The following is a 13878-nucleotide window of genomic DNA, read 5'->3' on the forward strand; positions in this document are numbered from 1 at the left end:
TTGCGGCCATGAAGGGCTGGAGCCGGCCTTCCTCGGGCCCCGGCCTCGCGCGATGACCCTGGAGGAGATCTTCGAAGAGAACGCGGCGTACGTGTGGCGCGTGCTGCGAAGGCTCGGCGTCGGCGAGGCCGACGTCGAGGACGTCTGCCAGGAAGTCTTCCTCATGGTCCATCGGAAGCTCGACACCTTCGACGGCAGCTCGGCGCTGCGCACGTGGCTCTACGGCATCTGCCTGCGGCTCGCGTCGGAGTACCGGCGGCGCCCGCACCGGAGGCGCGAAGAGGTGGCCGACACCCTCCCCGAGCAGGTCATGGCGGCGCCGCAGGACGAGACCCTCGATCGCCGCCGCGCGCTCGACCGGCTCGACGCGGCGCTCGATCAGCTCGACGACGACAAGCGCGCGGTGTTCGTCCTGCACGAGATCGAGCAGCTGCCGATGGCGGAGATCGCGAAGGCGGCGGGGTGCCCGCTGCAGACGGCGTACTCGCGGCTGCGCGCGGCGCGGGCGCAGATCGAGGCGGCGATGCGCCGGCACGAGCTCGGCGCGCCGCGGGCCGGGGCCGCGCGGATGACCGAGGGGAGCAGCGTATGAGCGGCGATCCTCGCAAGATGAGCGGCTCGGGCGGCGGCCCGGACGCGCTCGGCGTGGCCCTCGAAGCGGCCCGGCGCGACGTGCCGGACAAGGCGCAGCTCGCGCGGCTCGCGGCGCGGTTGCCGCTCCGCCTGCCGGGCGGACCGGGCGGCGGCAAGGACCCCGGCGGCCCGGCGGATGGCGGCGGACCGGCGACCGGCGGTGGCGCGGGCGCGCCGGCGACCGGCGGTGGCGCGGGCGCGCCGGCGACGCTCGCTCCGGCAGGGATCGCCGCGGCGGGGGCTGGCGCACCGCCGTCGGTGCTCTCCGGCCTGGCGGTCGGCGCTGCGCTGGGCGTCGTCCTCGTCGGGGCGGTGTGGCTCATGCCGTCGCGCTCGCAGCCTCCGCCCGCGCCGCTCGCGCCGACAGGGGCCGCGGTGGTCGCGACCGCAACGCCGAGGGGGGCCGCGGCAGCGCCTGCCGCGGAAGCGCCGGAGATGCCCGCGGAAGCGCCCCCTGCGACGGCGCCGCGCGCGCCTGCTCCGGAGCCAGCGAGCGCGCCGCTGCCCGCGCGCGCGTCCGCCTCGACGACCGGCGCGCCGGCGGCGGGCGGCTCGGCGCGGGCGGTGCTGCCCGACGCGGAGACGGAGCTCGGCCTGCTGCAGCGCGCGCAGGAGGCGCTCGCGGCGCGCCCTGCGGAGGCGCTCGCGCTCGCCGACGCCCACCTCCGGCGCTTCCCGGGCGGCGCGCTCGCCCAGGAGCGCGAAGTGATCGCGGTCGGCGCCCTGAAGGCGCTCGGCCGCGGCGGCGAGGCGCTCGCTCGCGCGCACCGTTTCATCGCGGAGCACCCGAGCTCTGCCTACCGCCGCAGGCTCGAGATCCTCGTTCCGGAGCTGAGAGGCGAGCAGCGCTGACAGGAGGCAGCGGGCCGCCATGGCCGCAGCGAGGTCGGGGCGAAAGGCGGTGGATCTCTCGAGATCTCGATCCACGAGCGTTGCCGCCCCCGGACGTCGGTGGAGGCGACTGCTCTCCTGGCGGCGGAGGCAGCTTCATCCGAGGCACGATCGAGATCGTGAGCATCGATGCAGTGGAGTTCGTGTTCAGGCTCGAGGGGACATGCACCTTCGAGATCGACGTCAGCGGCGTCCACACCGCGCTCCGCTGCCCGCGGCAGCGCCGCCCGCCGCTTCGCGCGGCGCTGCGGCTCGTCCTTCTCGCTGCTGCTGCTGCCTCGCGCGGATCCACCGCCTCCGCCTCGAGCAAAGCCACCGTCGCGCCAGGACGAGAAATCGATCATGAAATCATAAAAAAATACGATTGACGCCATTTATGGAGTGACGACGGGCTGCGCTTACAAGCCCGGGGAGATATGAATGCGACGTCTCGTGAACACATCCATTTCCTTGTTCTTCGGGCTCATGATGTTCCAGACCTTCGGCGCCGGATGCACCGCCCGGGTGCAGGTCGGCGACAGCAGCGGCGATCAAGAGGTCGGGCCCGATGGCGCCGCCGGAGGGGTCGAGTCGTCCGTCGGCAGCGGCGGCGCCGGCGGCGGCGGCGGCTTCAGCTCCACCTCGGTGAGCAGCGTTGCGGTCGGCTCCGGCGGCTTCAGCTCCACCTCGGTGAGCAGCGTTGCGGTCGGGGCCGGCGGGGGCGACTCTGCGCCGACAGCCGGCGCGATCGCGCTCTTCAGATGTGAGAGCCCCGGCGAACCGTCGAACTGCGGGAGCAGTTCCTCCGCCGGGCCAGGCACCGATCCGTACGATCTCTTCATCGTCTTCGGCGCCCCGGTGAGCTCCTGCGCGGATCCATCCAATGCCATCGGCTGCGACAACTGGCAGCTGATCATCACCATTCCCCCTGCGCTGCAGGTGCCCGGCATCATCGATCTGAGCGAGCTGGAGCTGTGGTCGGGCTACGTTATGAGCAGCCGCGACAGGGGCGGCAACTGCTTGTGGAGCGAGGGCTCCTTCGCGTCCGGCACGATGGAGATCGTGAGCATCGACGCCGCGGAGGTCGTGGTCCGGCTGAGCGGCACCGACACCCACGATTTCGACGCCAACGGCGAATACACCGCAGCTCGATGCCCCTGAGCCGCGCGCGGAATGCGCGCCGGCCCGCTAGCGCGAGAGAAGCCTGAGCGGCCAGGCCCGAACGGCCATGGCGACCCAGAACGCCAGGGCGCACGTCGAGGCAGGCATGTCGCCGTCGCGAGGCGCTCATGGATCCGGACGACCTGCGCGCGGTCGATGACGGACCGAGCGCGACGGCTCTCCTGGCCTCTCGCGCGCCGCGCCGCGCTGCGCGCCGCCGCGCGGACGGTGTATACCGTCGGAGCCGCCATGGACGAGCTCGCCCTGAACGCAGCGATGGACCGGTACGCGTGCGGCGACGCGCGCGCGTTCCCGGAGCTGCACCGCGCGCTCTCGTCACGCCTCCTCGCGTACCTCACCCGCATGTGCGGCTCCGAGACGCTCGCCGGCGACCTGACCCAGGAGACGTTCTTGCGGATACACCGCGCCCGATCGACCTTCGCCCAGGGCGGCGCCGTCACCCCGTGGGCGTACGCCATCGCGCGGAACGTGTACGTCGACCACGCGCGCGCCCAGAAGCACCGCAATACCGAGCGCCTCCCGAGCGATCCGGGCGCGGAGCCGCCGGACGCGCACGGCGCCGACGGCGAGGCGGTCGCGATCGCCTCCGAGACGGCGCGGGCGGTCGAGCGCGTGCTCTCGTGTCTCCCGGCGTCGCAGCGCGAGGCGTTCATCCTGCTCCGGTACGAGGGGCTGAGCGTGCAGGACGCCGCGGCGGTCCTGGGGACGACCGCGACCGCGGTGAAGCTCCGCGCGTTCCGCGCCTACGAGGCGCTGCGCGCCGCGCTCGAGGAGCTCAAGCGGCGGCCCGAGGCGGAACGAGGCGCCAGCAGGAGCGTAGAGAACAGGAGCGTAGAGAAGGGCATGGAGAAGGGCGACAGGCCCGCGGCCACGGGGCCTGAGCGGAGCGGCCGCCGTGGCAAGGGGCAAGCGGGCGTCCGGGGAGGTGCCGATGGCGAATGAGCCCGATTTGTTGAGTAAAATCGATGACATCCCCGATCCCGCGGCCCACCTCGCCGCGCGCCCGCCGCCCGCCCTGGCCGAGGCGCTGGCCGAACCGTCGCTGACGCGCCCGGCGCGCGAGCGCCTCGCCCTTGGCGCGACCCTGGCCGGGCTCGCCTGGGTCCTGCTCTTCAGCTGGGGCGAGGGCCTCCGCGACGACCTCGGGTCTCCCCGGGTGCTCGTCCCGCTCGCCGTCGTGGCGGTGCTCTCCGGCCTCGGCCTGCTGCTCGCGCTGAGGCCGCGCGCCCGGGGGCTGCCGGCGAGCGTGAGGGCGATCCAGGCGCTCGCCGTCGCGGTGCCGGTCGGGTTCCTGGCCGCGGCCGTCGTGAGGTCGCGCGTGGCCGATCCGCCGGTGCCGCTCGATCTGCACCTCCGGTGCATCGCGAGCGCCCTCTGCACGGCGCTCGTGCCGTTCGCGCTGGCGGCGCTCGTGCTGCGCCGCTCGTTCCTCTCGGCGCCGGCGTGGCGCGGCGCCGCGATCGGGTCCCTGTGCGGCCTCGGGGTGGTGGTCGGCCTCGAGGCGCACTGCGCGCTCGACGATCTCCTCCACGTCGCCTTCGCCCACGGCCTCCCGATCGCGGCCGGCGCGCTCCTCGGCGCCTCCGCCGGGGCGCTGCGCGGGCGCGCCTGAAGCGCCGCGCCGCGTCGTGCGCCCTCCCCGGACAGGGCCGCGCGGGGCGCGCCGGCCGCGCCCGCCTCGCCCTGCATCGCGACGGGGAGCGCCGTGGCGCTTGCCCCGCGGCGCAGTCCGGGGATAACCCAGGCCCAGGTGAACGTGGATCGATCGATGCAGCGCACCCTCCTCTGCCTGGCGGCCGGACTGTGGCTCGGATGCGGCAGATCCGGCGCCGGGACCGCGAACAACGGCGCGACGACAAGCATCTCCGGGAGCGGCGGTGACAGCATGAGCCAAGGCAACAGCGCGACCAGCAACGGCACCGGCGGCAACGGCAACACCGCGAGCAGCACCGGCACCGGCGCCGGCGTCGGCGGCGGCGCGCAGCCCACCGGCGCACCCCTGATTTACGTCGGGGGCCACGAGGGTATCTTCGTCTTTCGCCTGAGCGAGGCCGACGGCGCGCTTTCGGCCGTGCAGGGCCCGCTCGACGCCGAGATGAACCCGACCTTCCTCGCCGTCGACCCTGCGCACCAGCGCCTCTTCGCGGCGAACGAGCTGAGCGAGGTGGACGGGCAGCCATCAGGCGCGGTCAGCGCGTTCCGGATCGATCCCCAGGGCGGGACGCTCGAGCTCATCAACAGGGCGTCCTCGAAGGGCGCGGGCCCCGCCCACCTGTCCACGGATCGCTCCGGGCGCTTCGTCCTCGTCGCCAACTATGGCGGCGGGACGGCGGCGGTGCTCCCCGTCGGCCAGGAGGGCGCGCTCGGCCAGGCGTCCTCCGAGGTCTCCTTCGGGCGCCGGACGCGGTCGCACCACGCCGTGACCGATCCGGCCAACAGGTTCGCCTTCGTCACAAACCTCGGGAGCAACGCGATAGCCCAGCTCACCTTCGACGCGGAGACGGGCCGGATGGAGCCGAACGACCCGCCGGCGCTCTCGTTCCCCGCGGGCACGGGGCCCCGGCACCTCGAATTCCACCCGAACGGCCGGTTCGCCTACGTGATCAACGAGTCCGCCGACTCGATTACCACCCTGAGCTACGATCCGTCGCGCGGGACGCTGTCCGCCCTCGACACCGTCTCGACGCTCCCCGACGGCGTGAGCGGCGAGGAGAACACGTGCGCCGAGATCCAGGTGTCCCCGTCGGGCAAGTTCGTTTACGGGTCGAACCGGGGCCACGACAGCATCGCCATCTTCGCTGTCGATCCCGAGCGGGGCACGCTCACGCCCGCCGGCCACGCGTCGACGCGGGGCAAGACGCCGCGCCATTTCCAGATCGCGAAGACAGGCAAGCTGCTGCTCGTCGCGAACCAGGATTCGGGGAACATCGTCGCGTTTCGCGTGGACGAGGCGACGGGCGCCCTCGAGCCGACAGGCCGTGTCACCGAGGTCCCCGAGCCCACCTATGTCGGGATCGTGGCCCTGCCTGACCGCTGAGCGGGGCGAACCGAACACCGCCGGGGATCACCGCCCGGGATGGCGCTTCGGCTCCTCCCCCGACTTCCGCAGCATCACGATCTTCCCCGTCGGCGTCGCCACGGTCTTCACGAAGGCGGCCCGCTGTCGCCCGAGGACCCAGCTCGCCTCGGCGAGCTCCTCCTCGGCGCGCTGGCCCTTCACCAGCAGCACGATCCCGTTGGGCCGCACGAAGGGCACGGTCAGCGGGATCAGCATGACCAGGCGCCCCACCGCGCGCGCCGTCACCGCGTCGAACGCGCCGCGGAGATCGCCCTTGCCGAGCTGCTCGGCGCGCTCGGCGCGCACCGACACGTTGGTGAGCCCGAGGCCCGCGGCCACCGCGACGAGGAACGAAGCCTTCTTCTGCGTCGCCTCCACCAGCGTCACCCTCAGATCGGGCCGAGCGATCGCGAGCGGAAGGCCGGGGAGGCCCCCGCCCGAGCCGATGTCGGCGAGGCGCGCCCCCGCGCTCAGCTCCTCCAGGAGGGGCAGGAGCGTGAGCGAGTCGAGGACGTGTTTCTCCCAGACCTCGACCGGATCCGTGATCGAGGTGAGGTTCATCAGCTCGTTCATCGCGAGCAGGCGCGCGAGGTAATCGCCGAGCTTGGCGATCACCGCGGCGTCGAGGGTGATACCGATCGCCGCGAGGCGCTCCGCGAAGCCCTCCAGAGGCGTGAGCGGAGCGGGAGCCGGCAGCGGGAGAGGAGCGCGTTCGTCAGGGAGCATGGACGTCCGCACACCCTAGCAAGCTCCCCCTCGTGAAGCGCCGCAATTCTCGCGCTCGCCCTCCCCGCCCGCTCCGGGCCGCCCTTGTGACGGCTCGCTACATCGCCGAGAGGCGCCTCTGCAGCTCCTCGGGAGAGACGTCCTCGATCCGGCTCGCGAAGGACCAGCGATGGCCGTACGGATCGCGGAGCCAGGCCGTCCGGTCTCCGAACGGCTTGTCCTGCGGCGGGCGATCGATGGTCGCGCCTGCCGCCGCGGCCTGCGCGACGAGCGCGTCCACGTCCTCCACGTAGACGACGACGGCCGGGCTGCTGCCTCCCAGCGTCTCGGGGCTGACGGCGCCGAGCTCGGGATACTCGTCCGACAGGAAGAACCGGGCGGGGCCGATCGACAGCTCGGCGTGCCCGATCCGCCCGTCGGGCATCGGGATGCGCGAGTCCTCGCGCGCGCCGAACGCGCGCTTGTAGAACTCGATGGCTTCCGCGGCGCTCCGCGCGCTCAGGTAGGGGAAGCACGTCTGGCCTTCCGGGACGGGGTGGACCTTGCTCTTCGTCATCGTCGCGCTCCTTCGTGCTCGTATCGAGTCGTGACCTTTCCCGGGGGAACGGCGGGAATTGCCTTGACGGTCGTGCAGCGCGCCTCGCGCGCCCGGGCGAAGGCGAGCCTCTCCCGGCGCCCGCCGCCTCGGCGATCCGGGTCGGTGCTCATCCTGGACCATCGCGCCGACCGCGTATTGGACGAAATTTACCTGCGCGCTCGGCCGTGCGGCTTGACGAACGCGTAACACATCGGTTACACATCACGCCGATGGACGCTGTTGCCCAGGCGCTGGCGGATCCGATCCGGCGGGAGATCCTGCGGATGCTGCGCGATCGCACCGCCACGGCGGGCGCCATCGCCGGCGCGTTTCCGGTCAGCCGCCCGGCGGTCAGCCGGCACCTGCGCGTGCTGCGCGAGGCGGGCCTGGTGCGCGACGTCCAGTGCGGTCGCGAGCGCGAGTACCGCCTCGACCTCGGTGCGCTCGCCGAGCTCGAGGCGTTCCTGCGAGAGCTGCACGCGGAGGGCCCGTGGCATCGCCGGTTCGACGCCCTCGAGACCGAGGTGCACCGCGTCGGCCGGCAGCGGCGCATGGCGACCGCCCCGCCCTCCCACGACGAAGCGAAACGAAGAAAGGAGACCGCATGAGCCCCCGACCCACAGGCCGCGTCCGGAGCACGGCGACAGGCGCCGATCTCGTCATCACGCGCAGCTTTCGCGCCCCCATCGAGGATGTCTGGCAGAGCGTCACCGCGTCCGAGAGCACGGCGCGCTGGATCGGCCCGTGGGAGGGCGAAGCGGGGCCCGGCAAGACGGTGCGCCTCCAGATGGCGTTCGAGCAGGGGGCACCGCGGTGCGATATGTCGATCGATACATGCGAGCCGCCGCATCGCCTCGCGCTCACGGCCAAGGACGATCACGGCGGGTGGCGGCTCGAGCTGTCGCTCGCGGCGAAGGGTGAGATCACCGAGCTCACCTTCATCCAGCGCCTCGCCGATCCAGCGCTCGCCGGCGATGTCGGGCCGGGCTGGGAGTACTACCTCGACATGCTCGTCGCCTCCAGGCTCGGCGATCCGCTGCCCAGCTTCGCCGACTACTATCCGGCGCAGCGCGACTATTACCTCGGCGACGCGCGCACGCCCTGCTGAGGTCGCCGATCGATGGGCTCGCCGGCAGTGATCCTCTTCGTTGGCCTGCCGGCCTCGGGCAAGACCACGTTCTTCCGGGCCCACTTCTCGGCGACGCACGTGCATGTCAGCTCCGCCGCCGCCAGCCTCTCGCTCTCGCTCAGCGCGCCGGTGGAGTTCGACGCGCGCCTGTGGCTCGGCGCCCGGCGCGGAGACGTGGTCGACTGCTTCCGCTGGCGGCAGACGGACGCGACGCGCTCCGCGCTCAACAACTGGTGCTATTGGACCCTTCGAAAGGAGGGCAAGAGCGTCAAGGAAGCCACCCATGCGATGCTCGGCCTCTCCGTCGCTGGAAAGAACGAGCTGCTCTTCTCCCGCGGGATCAACTTCAACGACGTGCCCGCGTGGCAGCGCCGGGGATCGGGCGTTTATTGGGAGACGATAGCCAAGGTAGGAAAGAACCCCAGGACCGGAGAGAGCGTCCCGACCACCCGTCGCAGGCTTCACGTCGACGACGATCTGCCCATGAAGGAGGCTTACGGGAAGTTCGTGCGTCAATTCCTCAAGGAGCAGGCCGAAGCATGACGAGCGCCCGCCCGCGCGCCGCCGCCTGAGGGGCTGGGCGAACAGGCCACCATGCGCTCCGGGGCGCGGGCGCGCTGGCGGCGCGCCGCCAGCGCGCCCGCGATGGGCAAGCTCTCGCCCGGCGCCGGCGCGGCGTGATCGCGTGATCGCGTGGTCGCGCCGGACTGTGCATTAGCGGCTGCCCGAGGTAGGCTCGCGGCATGAAGATCGTCCTCCCGGGCGGGAGCGGACAGGTGGGTCAGATCCTTGCGCGCGCCTTCGCGGCCGACGGGCACGAGGTGATCGTCCTGTGCCGCAGCGCGAGCGTGCCCGCAGGGCGGGTCGTGCCGTGGGATGGACGCACGCTCGGCCCCTGGGCGCGCGAGCTCGACGGCGCCGACGTGGTGTTCAACCTCGCTGGCCGCAGCGTGAACTGCCGTTACACGGACGAGAACCTCCGCGCGATGAGGAGCTCTCGTGTCGACTCGACGCGCGCCGCCGGCGAGGCGATCGCCGCCGCCTCGCAGCCGCCGCGCGTATGGCTGCAAATGAGCACGGCCACGATCTACGCGCACCGCCACGACGCGCCCAACGACGAGGCGACCGGGCTCCTCGGCGGCGACGAGCCGGACGTCCCCTCGTATTGGCGCAACAGCGTCGAGATCGCCCGAGCGTGGGAGCAGGCGCTGGACGAGGCCAGGACGCCACGCACGCGCAAGATCGCGATCCGCGCCTCCATGGTGATGAGCCCTGATCGCGGCGGCATCTTCGACGTGCTGCTCGGGCTCACCCGGCGGGGCCTCGGCGGTCCGGCCGGCGGAGGGCAGCAGTTCGTGTCGTGGATCCACGATCGCGACTTCGTGCGAGCGACGAGGTTCTTGATCGAGCGGGACGACCTCTCCGGGCCGGTCAACCTCGCCTCGCCGGGGCCGCTCCCCTACCGCGATTTCATGCGCGCGCTGCGCGAGGCCTGGGGCATCGGCTTCGGGTTGCCCGCGATGAAATGGATGCTGGAGGTCGGCGCGCTCGTGATGCGCACGGACACCGAGCTCGTGCTGAAGAGCCGGCGCGTCGTCCCCGGGCGCCTGCGCGAAGCCGGGTTCACGTTCGCCTTCGCCGAGTGGTCGGCGGCGGCGCGCGACCTCGTGGCGCGATGGCGCGCCGAGAGCTGAGGAGGTGAACAGCTCGACGCCCGTGAGGCGTCAGCATTCCATCGTCGCCTAGAGGAGGCCTTCCTCCATCGCGAGGGGTCTTTCGTCCACAGATTATCTCAGCTCGTAGACGTCGACCGTGTCCGCCATCACATGGGGCACGAGGACGCGTCCACGCTTCGTGTCGTAACCGATGTCCGCGGGCGTCTTCTGCTCGGGAATCGCGACCTCGAAGGTTCCGCCGAGCTTCCCGCGAAGCACCGCCGACGCTTCGTGGCTGGTCACGAGGAGCGAGTCCCCGAGGGAGATCAGGCCGTCGAGGCGGCCGCCGGGCGCCGTGGTGGTCGCGTCCTGCTTGGCGCCCTTCTCGTCGAGGCGGAAGACCTCGGGAGCGCCGCTCGAGCAGACCACGAGCCCCTTGTCGGACCATGCGATGCCGTTCGGCATGTGCAGGTCGGTGGTCTTCACCAGCGCCTTGGCCTTGCCCTTCTCGATGACGTACATGGCATCGCTCGACGTCGCCTCCAGGTTTCCGATCGCGCCGATCTTGAAGCCGGAGTCGGACACGTAGACCTTGCCGTCCGGAGCCGCCGCGACGTCGTTCAGCAACGTCGTACCGGGGATGGCGATCTCCCCCTTCGGCGCCCCGGTCTTGAGGTCGAACATCCGGACGGTCGTGAGGTCGGCGACGTAGAGCACGCCCTTCGCGATCGCCGATCCTGTCGGCGCGTCGAGCTTGACCTTGGCCTTGCCGCCCTCGATCCACTTCAGGTTCGTCACCTGACCGTCGGGCGAGAGCACGGAGATGAAGCCGTTGTTGTCCTTGTCGTCCGGATTGCCGTTGATGTTCGAAACGAGGTATCGGTCGTTGTCCGCGTCGTAGAGCACGCTCTCCGGCTTGGCGAAGCCGGTGTACCTGGCGACTGGGCTCGGCGCGGGGAGCCTGGGCAGCTCGGGCGCCGCCGTGGACGCCGCGGGGGCAGCCGGAGCCGCAGGCGGGGGCTCGACGCTGTTCGTCGCGATGGGCGCGGCGGAAGCCGAAGCCGCCGGTGCCAGCGCGGGCGGCGGGGTCTCCCCTCCGCAGGAAACCATCGCGGCCGCAGCGGCGATGGACGTGAAACGGCCACGGGTTCGTGCCACGAAAAGACCTCCGGGCCGCGAATCTACCACAACGCCGAGCGCTTGCGGCGCAGCGTCAATCCATGAGACTCTCCGTGGGGAAGTTCATAAAAGGCGACGATCTGGACAGACCTGGTCCGCCGGCTTCAGTTGACCAATCGGCTGATGGTTAGGCCTTATGGGTACCACGAGAGAAAAGGCGCGGCTGTATGCGGTCGCTGCGCACGGGGACCAGCGGTATGGCGACCGTCCGTACTCCTGTCACCTGGATGCGGTCGCGGCGCTGGCGGAGCCGTATGGAGAAGAGGCGGTGGTCGTCGCCTACCTGCACGACGTGGCGGAGGACACCGACGTTACGCTCGCAACCATCGAAGCGGAGTTCGGATCGCGCGTGGCCACCTGCGTCGGCCTGCTCACCGACGAACCCGGTGCGAATCGCAAGGAGCGGAAAGCAAGAACCTACGCCAAGCTGGCGCAGACCAAGGGCGAGCTCGCGCTCGCGCTCGTCGTGAAAGCGGCGGACCGCCTCGCCAACGTTCGCGCGTGCATTGCGGACCGCAAGGCGAGCTTGTGGCGGCTTTATCAGAGCGAACAGCAGGCGTTCAAGCAAGCGGCCTTCCGCAGCGGACAATGCGATCCGCTGTGGTCGGAGCTTGACCGATTGCTCGCAGATGGAGCCTTCGATGGCCAGGCGTGACCCGTCCCTCGAGCGAACAAGGTCCCGGCAAGCCGGGCCCTGCCGCTCCTGTCGAACGTTGGACAGATCCGGGAGCGGATGAAGAGCGCATGAGCGGAGAGAGCAAGGTGCTGGAGCCGGAGGTCGAACACAAGCTGGCCGCCGCGTGGCCTTCCGGGGAAGACCGTGCGGCGGCGCGCGCCGAGCTCAGCCGGTACGGCGTCGAATCGTACGAGCGCGAGACCGAGCGCGTCCGCCTGGCGATCCTCAAACTCAGCGAAGGTGCCCTCGGGGAGCTTCGCCGGATGACCGACGCCGCGAAAGGCGACTACCGCGATGTCTTGATGTGGGCCGAGTCCCCGGAGGAGGCAAAGGCACTCTGGGCAGTGAATCCGGACCTCACCGACGAACAACGCCATGAGCTCAAGGCCATCAGGAGTCGCGACCGAGCGCAGATGGACGCCTGGCGACGGAAATCTGAGAAGTGATCATGATTTCCCCATGGCCGCGCGTCGCCTTCAGAACGAGGCATCCAGCTGGAGCCGACCGACGTGGCGGGCGTCGGCGCCTTCCTTGCCGAAGATGTAGAAATAATCGCCCTGGATCTTCAGCGCATAGCCGTTCACATAATAATTGAGCCCGCCGCCGACCTGCTTGCCCTGCGCGTCGACGAGACCGACGAGCTTCGGATCGGTGCCGCGCTCCGCGAAGATCTGGTCCCAGCGCGCGGCGACCTCGACCCGGTCGGTCAGCAGGTAGCCCGCCTGGGCGAAGTAGCCGTAACCCGACCGGGTCCACTCCCGCACGGCCGCGCCGTCGACCTCGCCCTCGAAGGAATCCCGCTTGGCGTGGCGCACGACGGCCTCGGCCGAGAGCGAGAAGCCGGCGTACTTGAAGATGAGATCGGCCGCGCCGTGCAGGTAGTCCGCCGCCCCGAGCGTGAGCGTCGTGCCAAAGGTGCTGTTCTGGCGGTTGGTCTGGTGGTTGTAGGCGCCCGTGACGCCCACCGCGAGCCGGGGCTTCGCCTCGCGCTTGAGGTCGCCGTCCTGGTCGTCGTCGAACGCGCCGAACGGGCGGACGGCGAGCCGCGCTACCGCGAGCGGACCGTGCTTCTGGCCGCCGAAGCGATTGCGCCCCTCGCCGCCGCCGACGAAGAGGTTGTACGACAGCTTGCCTCCGAAGCCGAAGAGATCGGGCGACGAGAACATCAGGCCGACGTCGCGATCGAGGTTGAACTCGCGGACGGCGATCGGGCGATCGGTCTGCTGGAGGGAGGGCTCGCGCAGCGTCCGCGCCCGGTTGAACGGGGTGAGGAACTGGCCAACACGCACGTTGAGATCGCGGATCCCGGTGTACTCGACGAAGGCGTCGAGGATGGGAGATGGGCTGTCCTTCTCGAAATCGTTGCCGCCGAAGGCGAGCTGCACGTTGTACTTCAGGTCGGGCGAGAGGATATGGCCGCTCGTCGTGAGGCGCACCGTCTTGACGTTGATCTCGTTTGTGTCGTCCTCCGCCGTGTGCGTGATCGTCTCGCGGATCTGCAGGCGGGCCCGGATCGTGGACGAGAAGCTGTCATCCGCCGTCCTGACGGTGAAGCCCTTTCCGGGGGCCGCCGTCACCTTGACGCCGCCGCCCTTGTCCTTCGCCTCCTGCTTCTGCCCGGCGCCGGCCTCTTTCTCGGCGGCCGCCCGGCGCTCCGCGGCGAGGCGCTCCTGCAGCGCGCGCTGCTGCTCCTCGAGCTCCGCGACCCGGCGACTCAGCTGCTCGACGGCGGCCTCCTGCGGGGCCAGCGTCGGGGGCGGCGCAGGCGCCTGTGCCGGAGGCGGCGCCGCGGGCTCCTGCGCCGACGCCTGGAAGGGGAGCGCGGCGGCGAAGAGCGAGAGCGCTGCCGCCGCGCGGACCGTGTGCGACTTGGTTCGATTGATCGATTTCAAGCGTCTTTATCCTCGGATCAGACCCTCTGCTGCGCGCCCAGCCGGCACAGGCCGCCGGCGCGAAGGCGCACAACGCCCTCGCAGGCGGCGGACCAGCGCTCCCAGGCCTGCGCTTCGCGCCACACGCGCAGACGCCGGACAGCAGTCACGAGCGCCCAGCTGGGATCAGCGACGCCAGCAGGGAACCACCGTGTCCTTGTCCAATATAACGGACGCCAGAGACTGTCAAGACATCCTGAAGATGGTGGCAGCAGCGTGAAAACACAGAAGTGTGCGCGCCACTACCTGCCTCGAAAATCCG

General features: G+C 71.0%; 17 protein-coding genes. 13 read left to right on the plus strand and 4 right to left on the minus strand.

The annotated features are described in order from the left end of the window. Positions 1-52: 52 nt before the first annotated feature. The 7 genes from WMF28_RS30135 to WMF28_RS30165 all read left to right on the plus strand — a co-directional run bounded on the left by WMF28_RS30135 (position 53) and on the right by WMF28_RS30165 (position 5722). Positions 53-592 (plus strand): RNA polymerase sigma factor, encoded by a 540-nt coding sequence (locus WMF28_RS30135; protein ID WP_437596799.1) that lies wholly within the window; start codon positions 53-55, stop codon positions 590-592. Then, the gene (locus tag WMF28_RS30140; protein ID WP_437596800.1) at positions 589-1485 is read left to right on the plus strand and encodes a hypothetical protein; all 897 of its coding nucleotides are present in this window, start codon (positions 589-591) and stop codon (positions 1483-1485) included. Before WMF28_RS30135 ends, WMF28_RS30140 begins: the two co-directional genes overlap by 4 nt. A gap of 158 nt (positions 1486-1643) precedes the next feature. Then, positions 1644-1892: a hypothetical protein gene (locus tag WMF28_RS30145; RefSeq protein WP_437596801.1), complete on the plus strand. Its 249-nt coding sequence runs from the start codon at positions 1644-1646 to the stop codon at positions 1890-1892. A 64-nt stretch (positions 1893-1956) separates the two neighbouring features. Then, positions 1957-2664: a hypothetical protein gene (locus tag WMF28_RS30150; RefSeq protein ID WP_437596802.1), complete on the plus strand. Its 708-nt coding sequence runs from the start codon at positions 1957-1959 to the stop codon at positions 2662-2664. 249 nt (positions 2665-2913) lie between these two features. Further along, positions 2914-3627, plus strand: a complete 714-nt coding sequence (locus WMF28_RS30155) for an RNA polymerase sigma factor (protein ID WP_437596803.1) — start codon at positions 2914-2916, stop codon at positions 3625-3627. A 10-nt stretch (positions 3628-3637) separates the two neighbouring features. After that, positions 3638-4297, plus strand: coding sequence for an NrsF family protein (locus tag WMF28_RS30160; protein ID WP_437596805.1), 660 nt, complete (start codon positions 3638-3640; stop codon positions 4295-4297). Between the two features lie 156 nt (positions 4298-4453). Beyond that, positions 4454-5722 (plus strand): lactonase family protein, encoded by a 1269-nt coding sequence (locus tag WMF28_RS30165; protein ID WP_437596806.1) that lies wholly within the window; start codon positions 4454-4456, stop codon positions 5720-5722. Positions 5723-5749: 27 nt separating this feature from the next. Here WMF28_RS30165 and rsmG read toward each other — a convergent pair whose 3' ends face one another. Both rsmG and WMF28_RS30175 read right to left on the minus strand, forming a co-directional pair. Then, the gene (gene rsmG, locus WMF28_RS30170; RefSeq protein WP_437596807.1) at positions 5750-6469 is read right to left on the minus strand and encodes a 16S rRNA (guanine(527)-N(7))-methyltransferase RsmG; all 720 of its coding nucleotides are present in this window, start codon (positions 6467-6469) and stop codon (positions 5750-5752) included. Between the two features lie 97 nt (positions 6470-6566). Then, positions 6567-7025, minus strand: a complete 459-nt coding sequence (locus tag WMF28_RS30175; RefSeq protein WP_272095017.1) for a VOC family protein — start codon at positions 7023-7025, stop codon at positions 6567-6569. A gap of 251 nt (positions 7026-7276) precedes the next feature. Between WMF28_RS30175 and WMF28_RS30180 the strand changes: the two genes are divergently transcribed. From WMF28_RS30180 to WMF28_RS30195, 4 genes are all read left to right on the plus strand, one after another. Next, positions 7277-7654, plus strand: a complete 378-nt coding sequence (locus WMF28_RS30180) for an ArsR/SmtB family transcription factor (RefSeq protein WP_437596809.1) — start codon at positions 7277-7279, stop codon at positions 7652-7654. Continuing rightward, a complete protein-coding gene (locus WMF28_RS30185; RefSeq protein WP_437596810.1) occupies positions 7651-8154 on the plus strand; it encodes an SRPBCC family protein in 504 nt (167 codons plus the stop codon). The genes WMF28_RS30180 and WMF28_RS30185 overlap by 4 nt, the downstream gene beginning before the upstream one ends. A 12-nt stretch (positions 8155-8166) precedes the next feature. Beyond that, positions 8167-8718, plus strand: coding sequence for a hypothetical protein (locus WMF28_RS30190; protein WP_437596812.1), 552 nt, complete (start codon positions 8167-8169; stop codon positions 8716-8718). A 200-nt stretch (positions 8719-8918) separates the two neighbouring features. Further along, positions 8919-9869 carry an epimerase gene (locus WMF28_RS30195; protein WP_437596813.1) on the plus strand — a complete coding sequence of 317 codons (951 nt, stop codon included), beginning with the start codon at positions 8919-8921 and terminating at the stop codon, positions 9867-9869. Between the two features lie 93 nt (positions 9870-9962). Here WMF28_RS30195 and WMF28_RS30200 read toward each other — a convergent pair whose 3' ends face one another. Beyond that, positions 9963-10988 (minus strand): SMP-30/gluconolactonase/LRE family protein, encoded by a 1026-nt coding sequence (locus WMF28_RS30200; RefSeq protein ID WP_437596814.1) that lies wholly within the window; start codon positions 10986-10988, stop codon positions 9963-9965. A 157-nt stretch (positions 10989-11145) separates the two neighbouring features. Between WMF28_RS30200 and WMF28_RS30205 the strand changes: the two genes are divergently transcribed. Next, positions 11146-11664 (plus strand): HD domain-containing protein, encoded by a 519-nt coding sequence (locus WMF28_RS30205; RefSeq protein ID WP_437596815.1) that lies wholly within the window; start codon positions 11146-11148, stop codon positions 11662-11664. An 89-nt stretch (positions 11665-11753) separates the two neighbouring features. Beyond that, positions 11754-12131, plus strand: a complete 378-nt coding sequence (locus tag WMF28_RS30210) for a hypothetical protein (protein WP_437596816.1) — start codon at positions 11754-11756, stop codon at positions 12129-12131. Between the two features lie 30 nt (positions 12132-12161). Here the strand turns inward: WMF28_RS30210 and WMF28_RS30215 are convergent, their stop codons facing one another. Next, entirely contained in the window at positions 12162-13577 is a 1416-nt protein-coding gene (locus WMF28_RS30215) for a porin (RefSeq protein WP_437596817.1), read from the minus strand. Positions 13578-13878 lie beyond the last annotated feature (301 nt).

The sequence above is a fragment of the Sorangium sp. So ce590 genome, assembly GCF_051521365.1.
Lineage (GTDB): Bacteria > Myxococcota_A > Polyangia > Polyangiales > Polyangiaceae > Sorangium.

Excerpts from the sequence above, each read along its gene's own strand:
- WMF28_RS30195 (WP_437596813.1), top strand. The coding sequence starts at position 8,919 with ATGAAGATCGTCCTCCCGGGCGGGAGCGGACAGGTGGGTCAGATCCTT.
- WMF28_RS30165 (WP_437596806.1), top strand. The coding sequence starts at position 4,454 with ATGCAGCGCACCCTCCTCTGCCTGGCGGCCGGACTGTGGCTCGGATGC.
- WMF28_RS30180 (WP_437596809.1), top strand. The coding sequence starts at position 7,277 with ATGGACGCTGTTGCCCAGGCGCTGGCGGATCCGATCCGGCGGGAGATC.
- WMF28_RS30190 (WP_437596812.1), top strand. The coding sequence starts at position 8,167 with ATGGGCTCGCCGGCAGTGATCCTCTTCGTTGGCCTGCCGGCCTCGGGC.
- WMF28_RS30155 (WP_437596803.1), top strand. The coding sequence starts at position 2,914 with ATGGACGAGCTCGCCCTGAACGCAGCGATGGACCGGTACGCGTGCGGC.
- WMF28_RS30135 (WP_437596799.1), top strand. The coding sequence starts at position 53 with ATGACCCTGGAGGAGATCTTCGAAGAGAACGCGGCGTACGTGTGGCGC.
- WMF28_RS30175 (WP_272095017.1), bottom strand. The coding sequence starts at position 7,025 with ATGACGAAGAGCAAGGTCCACCCCGTCCCGGAAGGCCAGACGTGCTTC.
- WMF28_RS30210 (WP_437596816.1), top strand. The coding sequence starts at position 11,754 with ATGAGCGGAGAGAGCAAGGTGCTGGAGCCGGAGGTCGAACACAAGCTG.
- rsmG (WP_437596807.1), bottom strand. The coding sequence starts at position 6,469 with ATGCTCCCTGACGAACGCGCTCCTCTCCCGCTGCCGGCTCCCGCTCCG.
- WMF28_RS30140 (WP_437596800.1), top strand. The coding sequence starts at position 589 with ATGAGCGGCGATCCTCGCAAGATGAGCGGCTCGGGCGGCGGCCCGGAC.
- WMF28_RS30185 (WP_437596810.1), top strand. The coding sequence starts at position 7,651 with ATGAGCCCCCGACCCACAGGCCGCGTCCGGAGCACGGCGACAGGCGCC.
- WMF28_RS30205 (WP_437596815.1), top strand. The coding sequence starts at position 11,146 with ATGGGTACCACGAGAGAAAAGGCGCGGCTGTATGCGGTCGCTGCGCAC.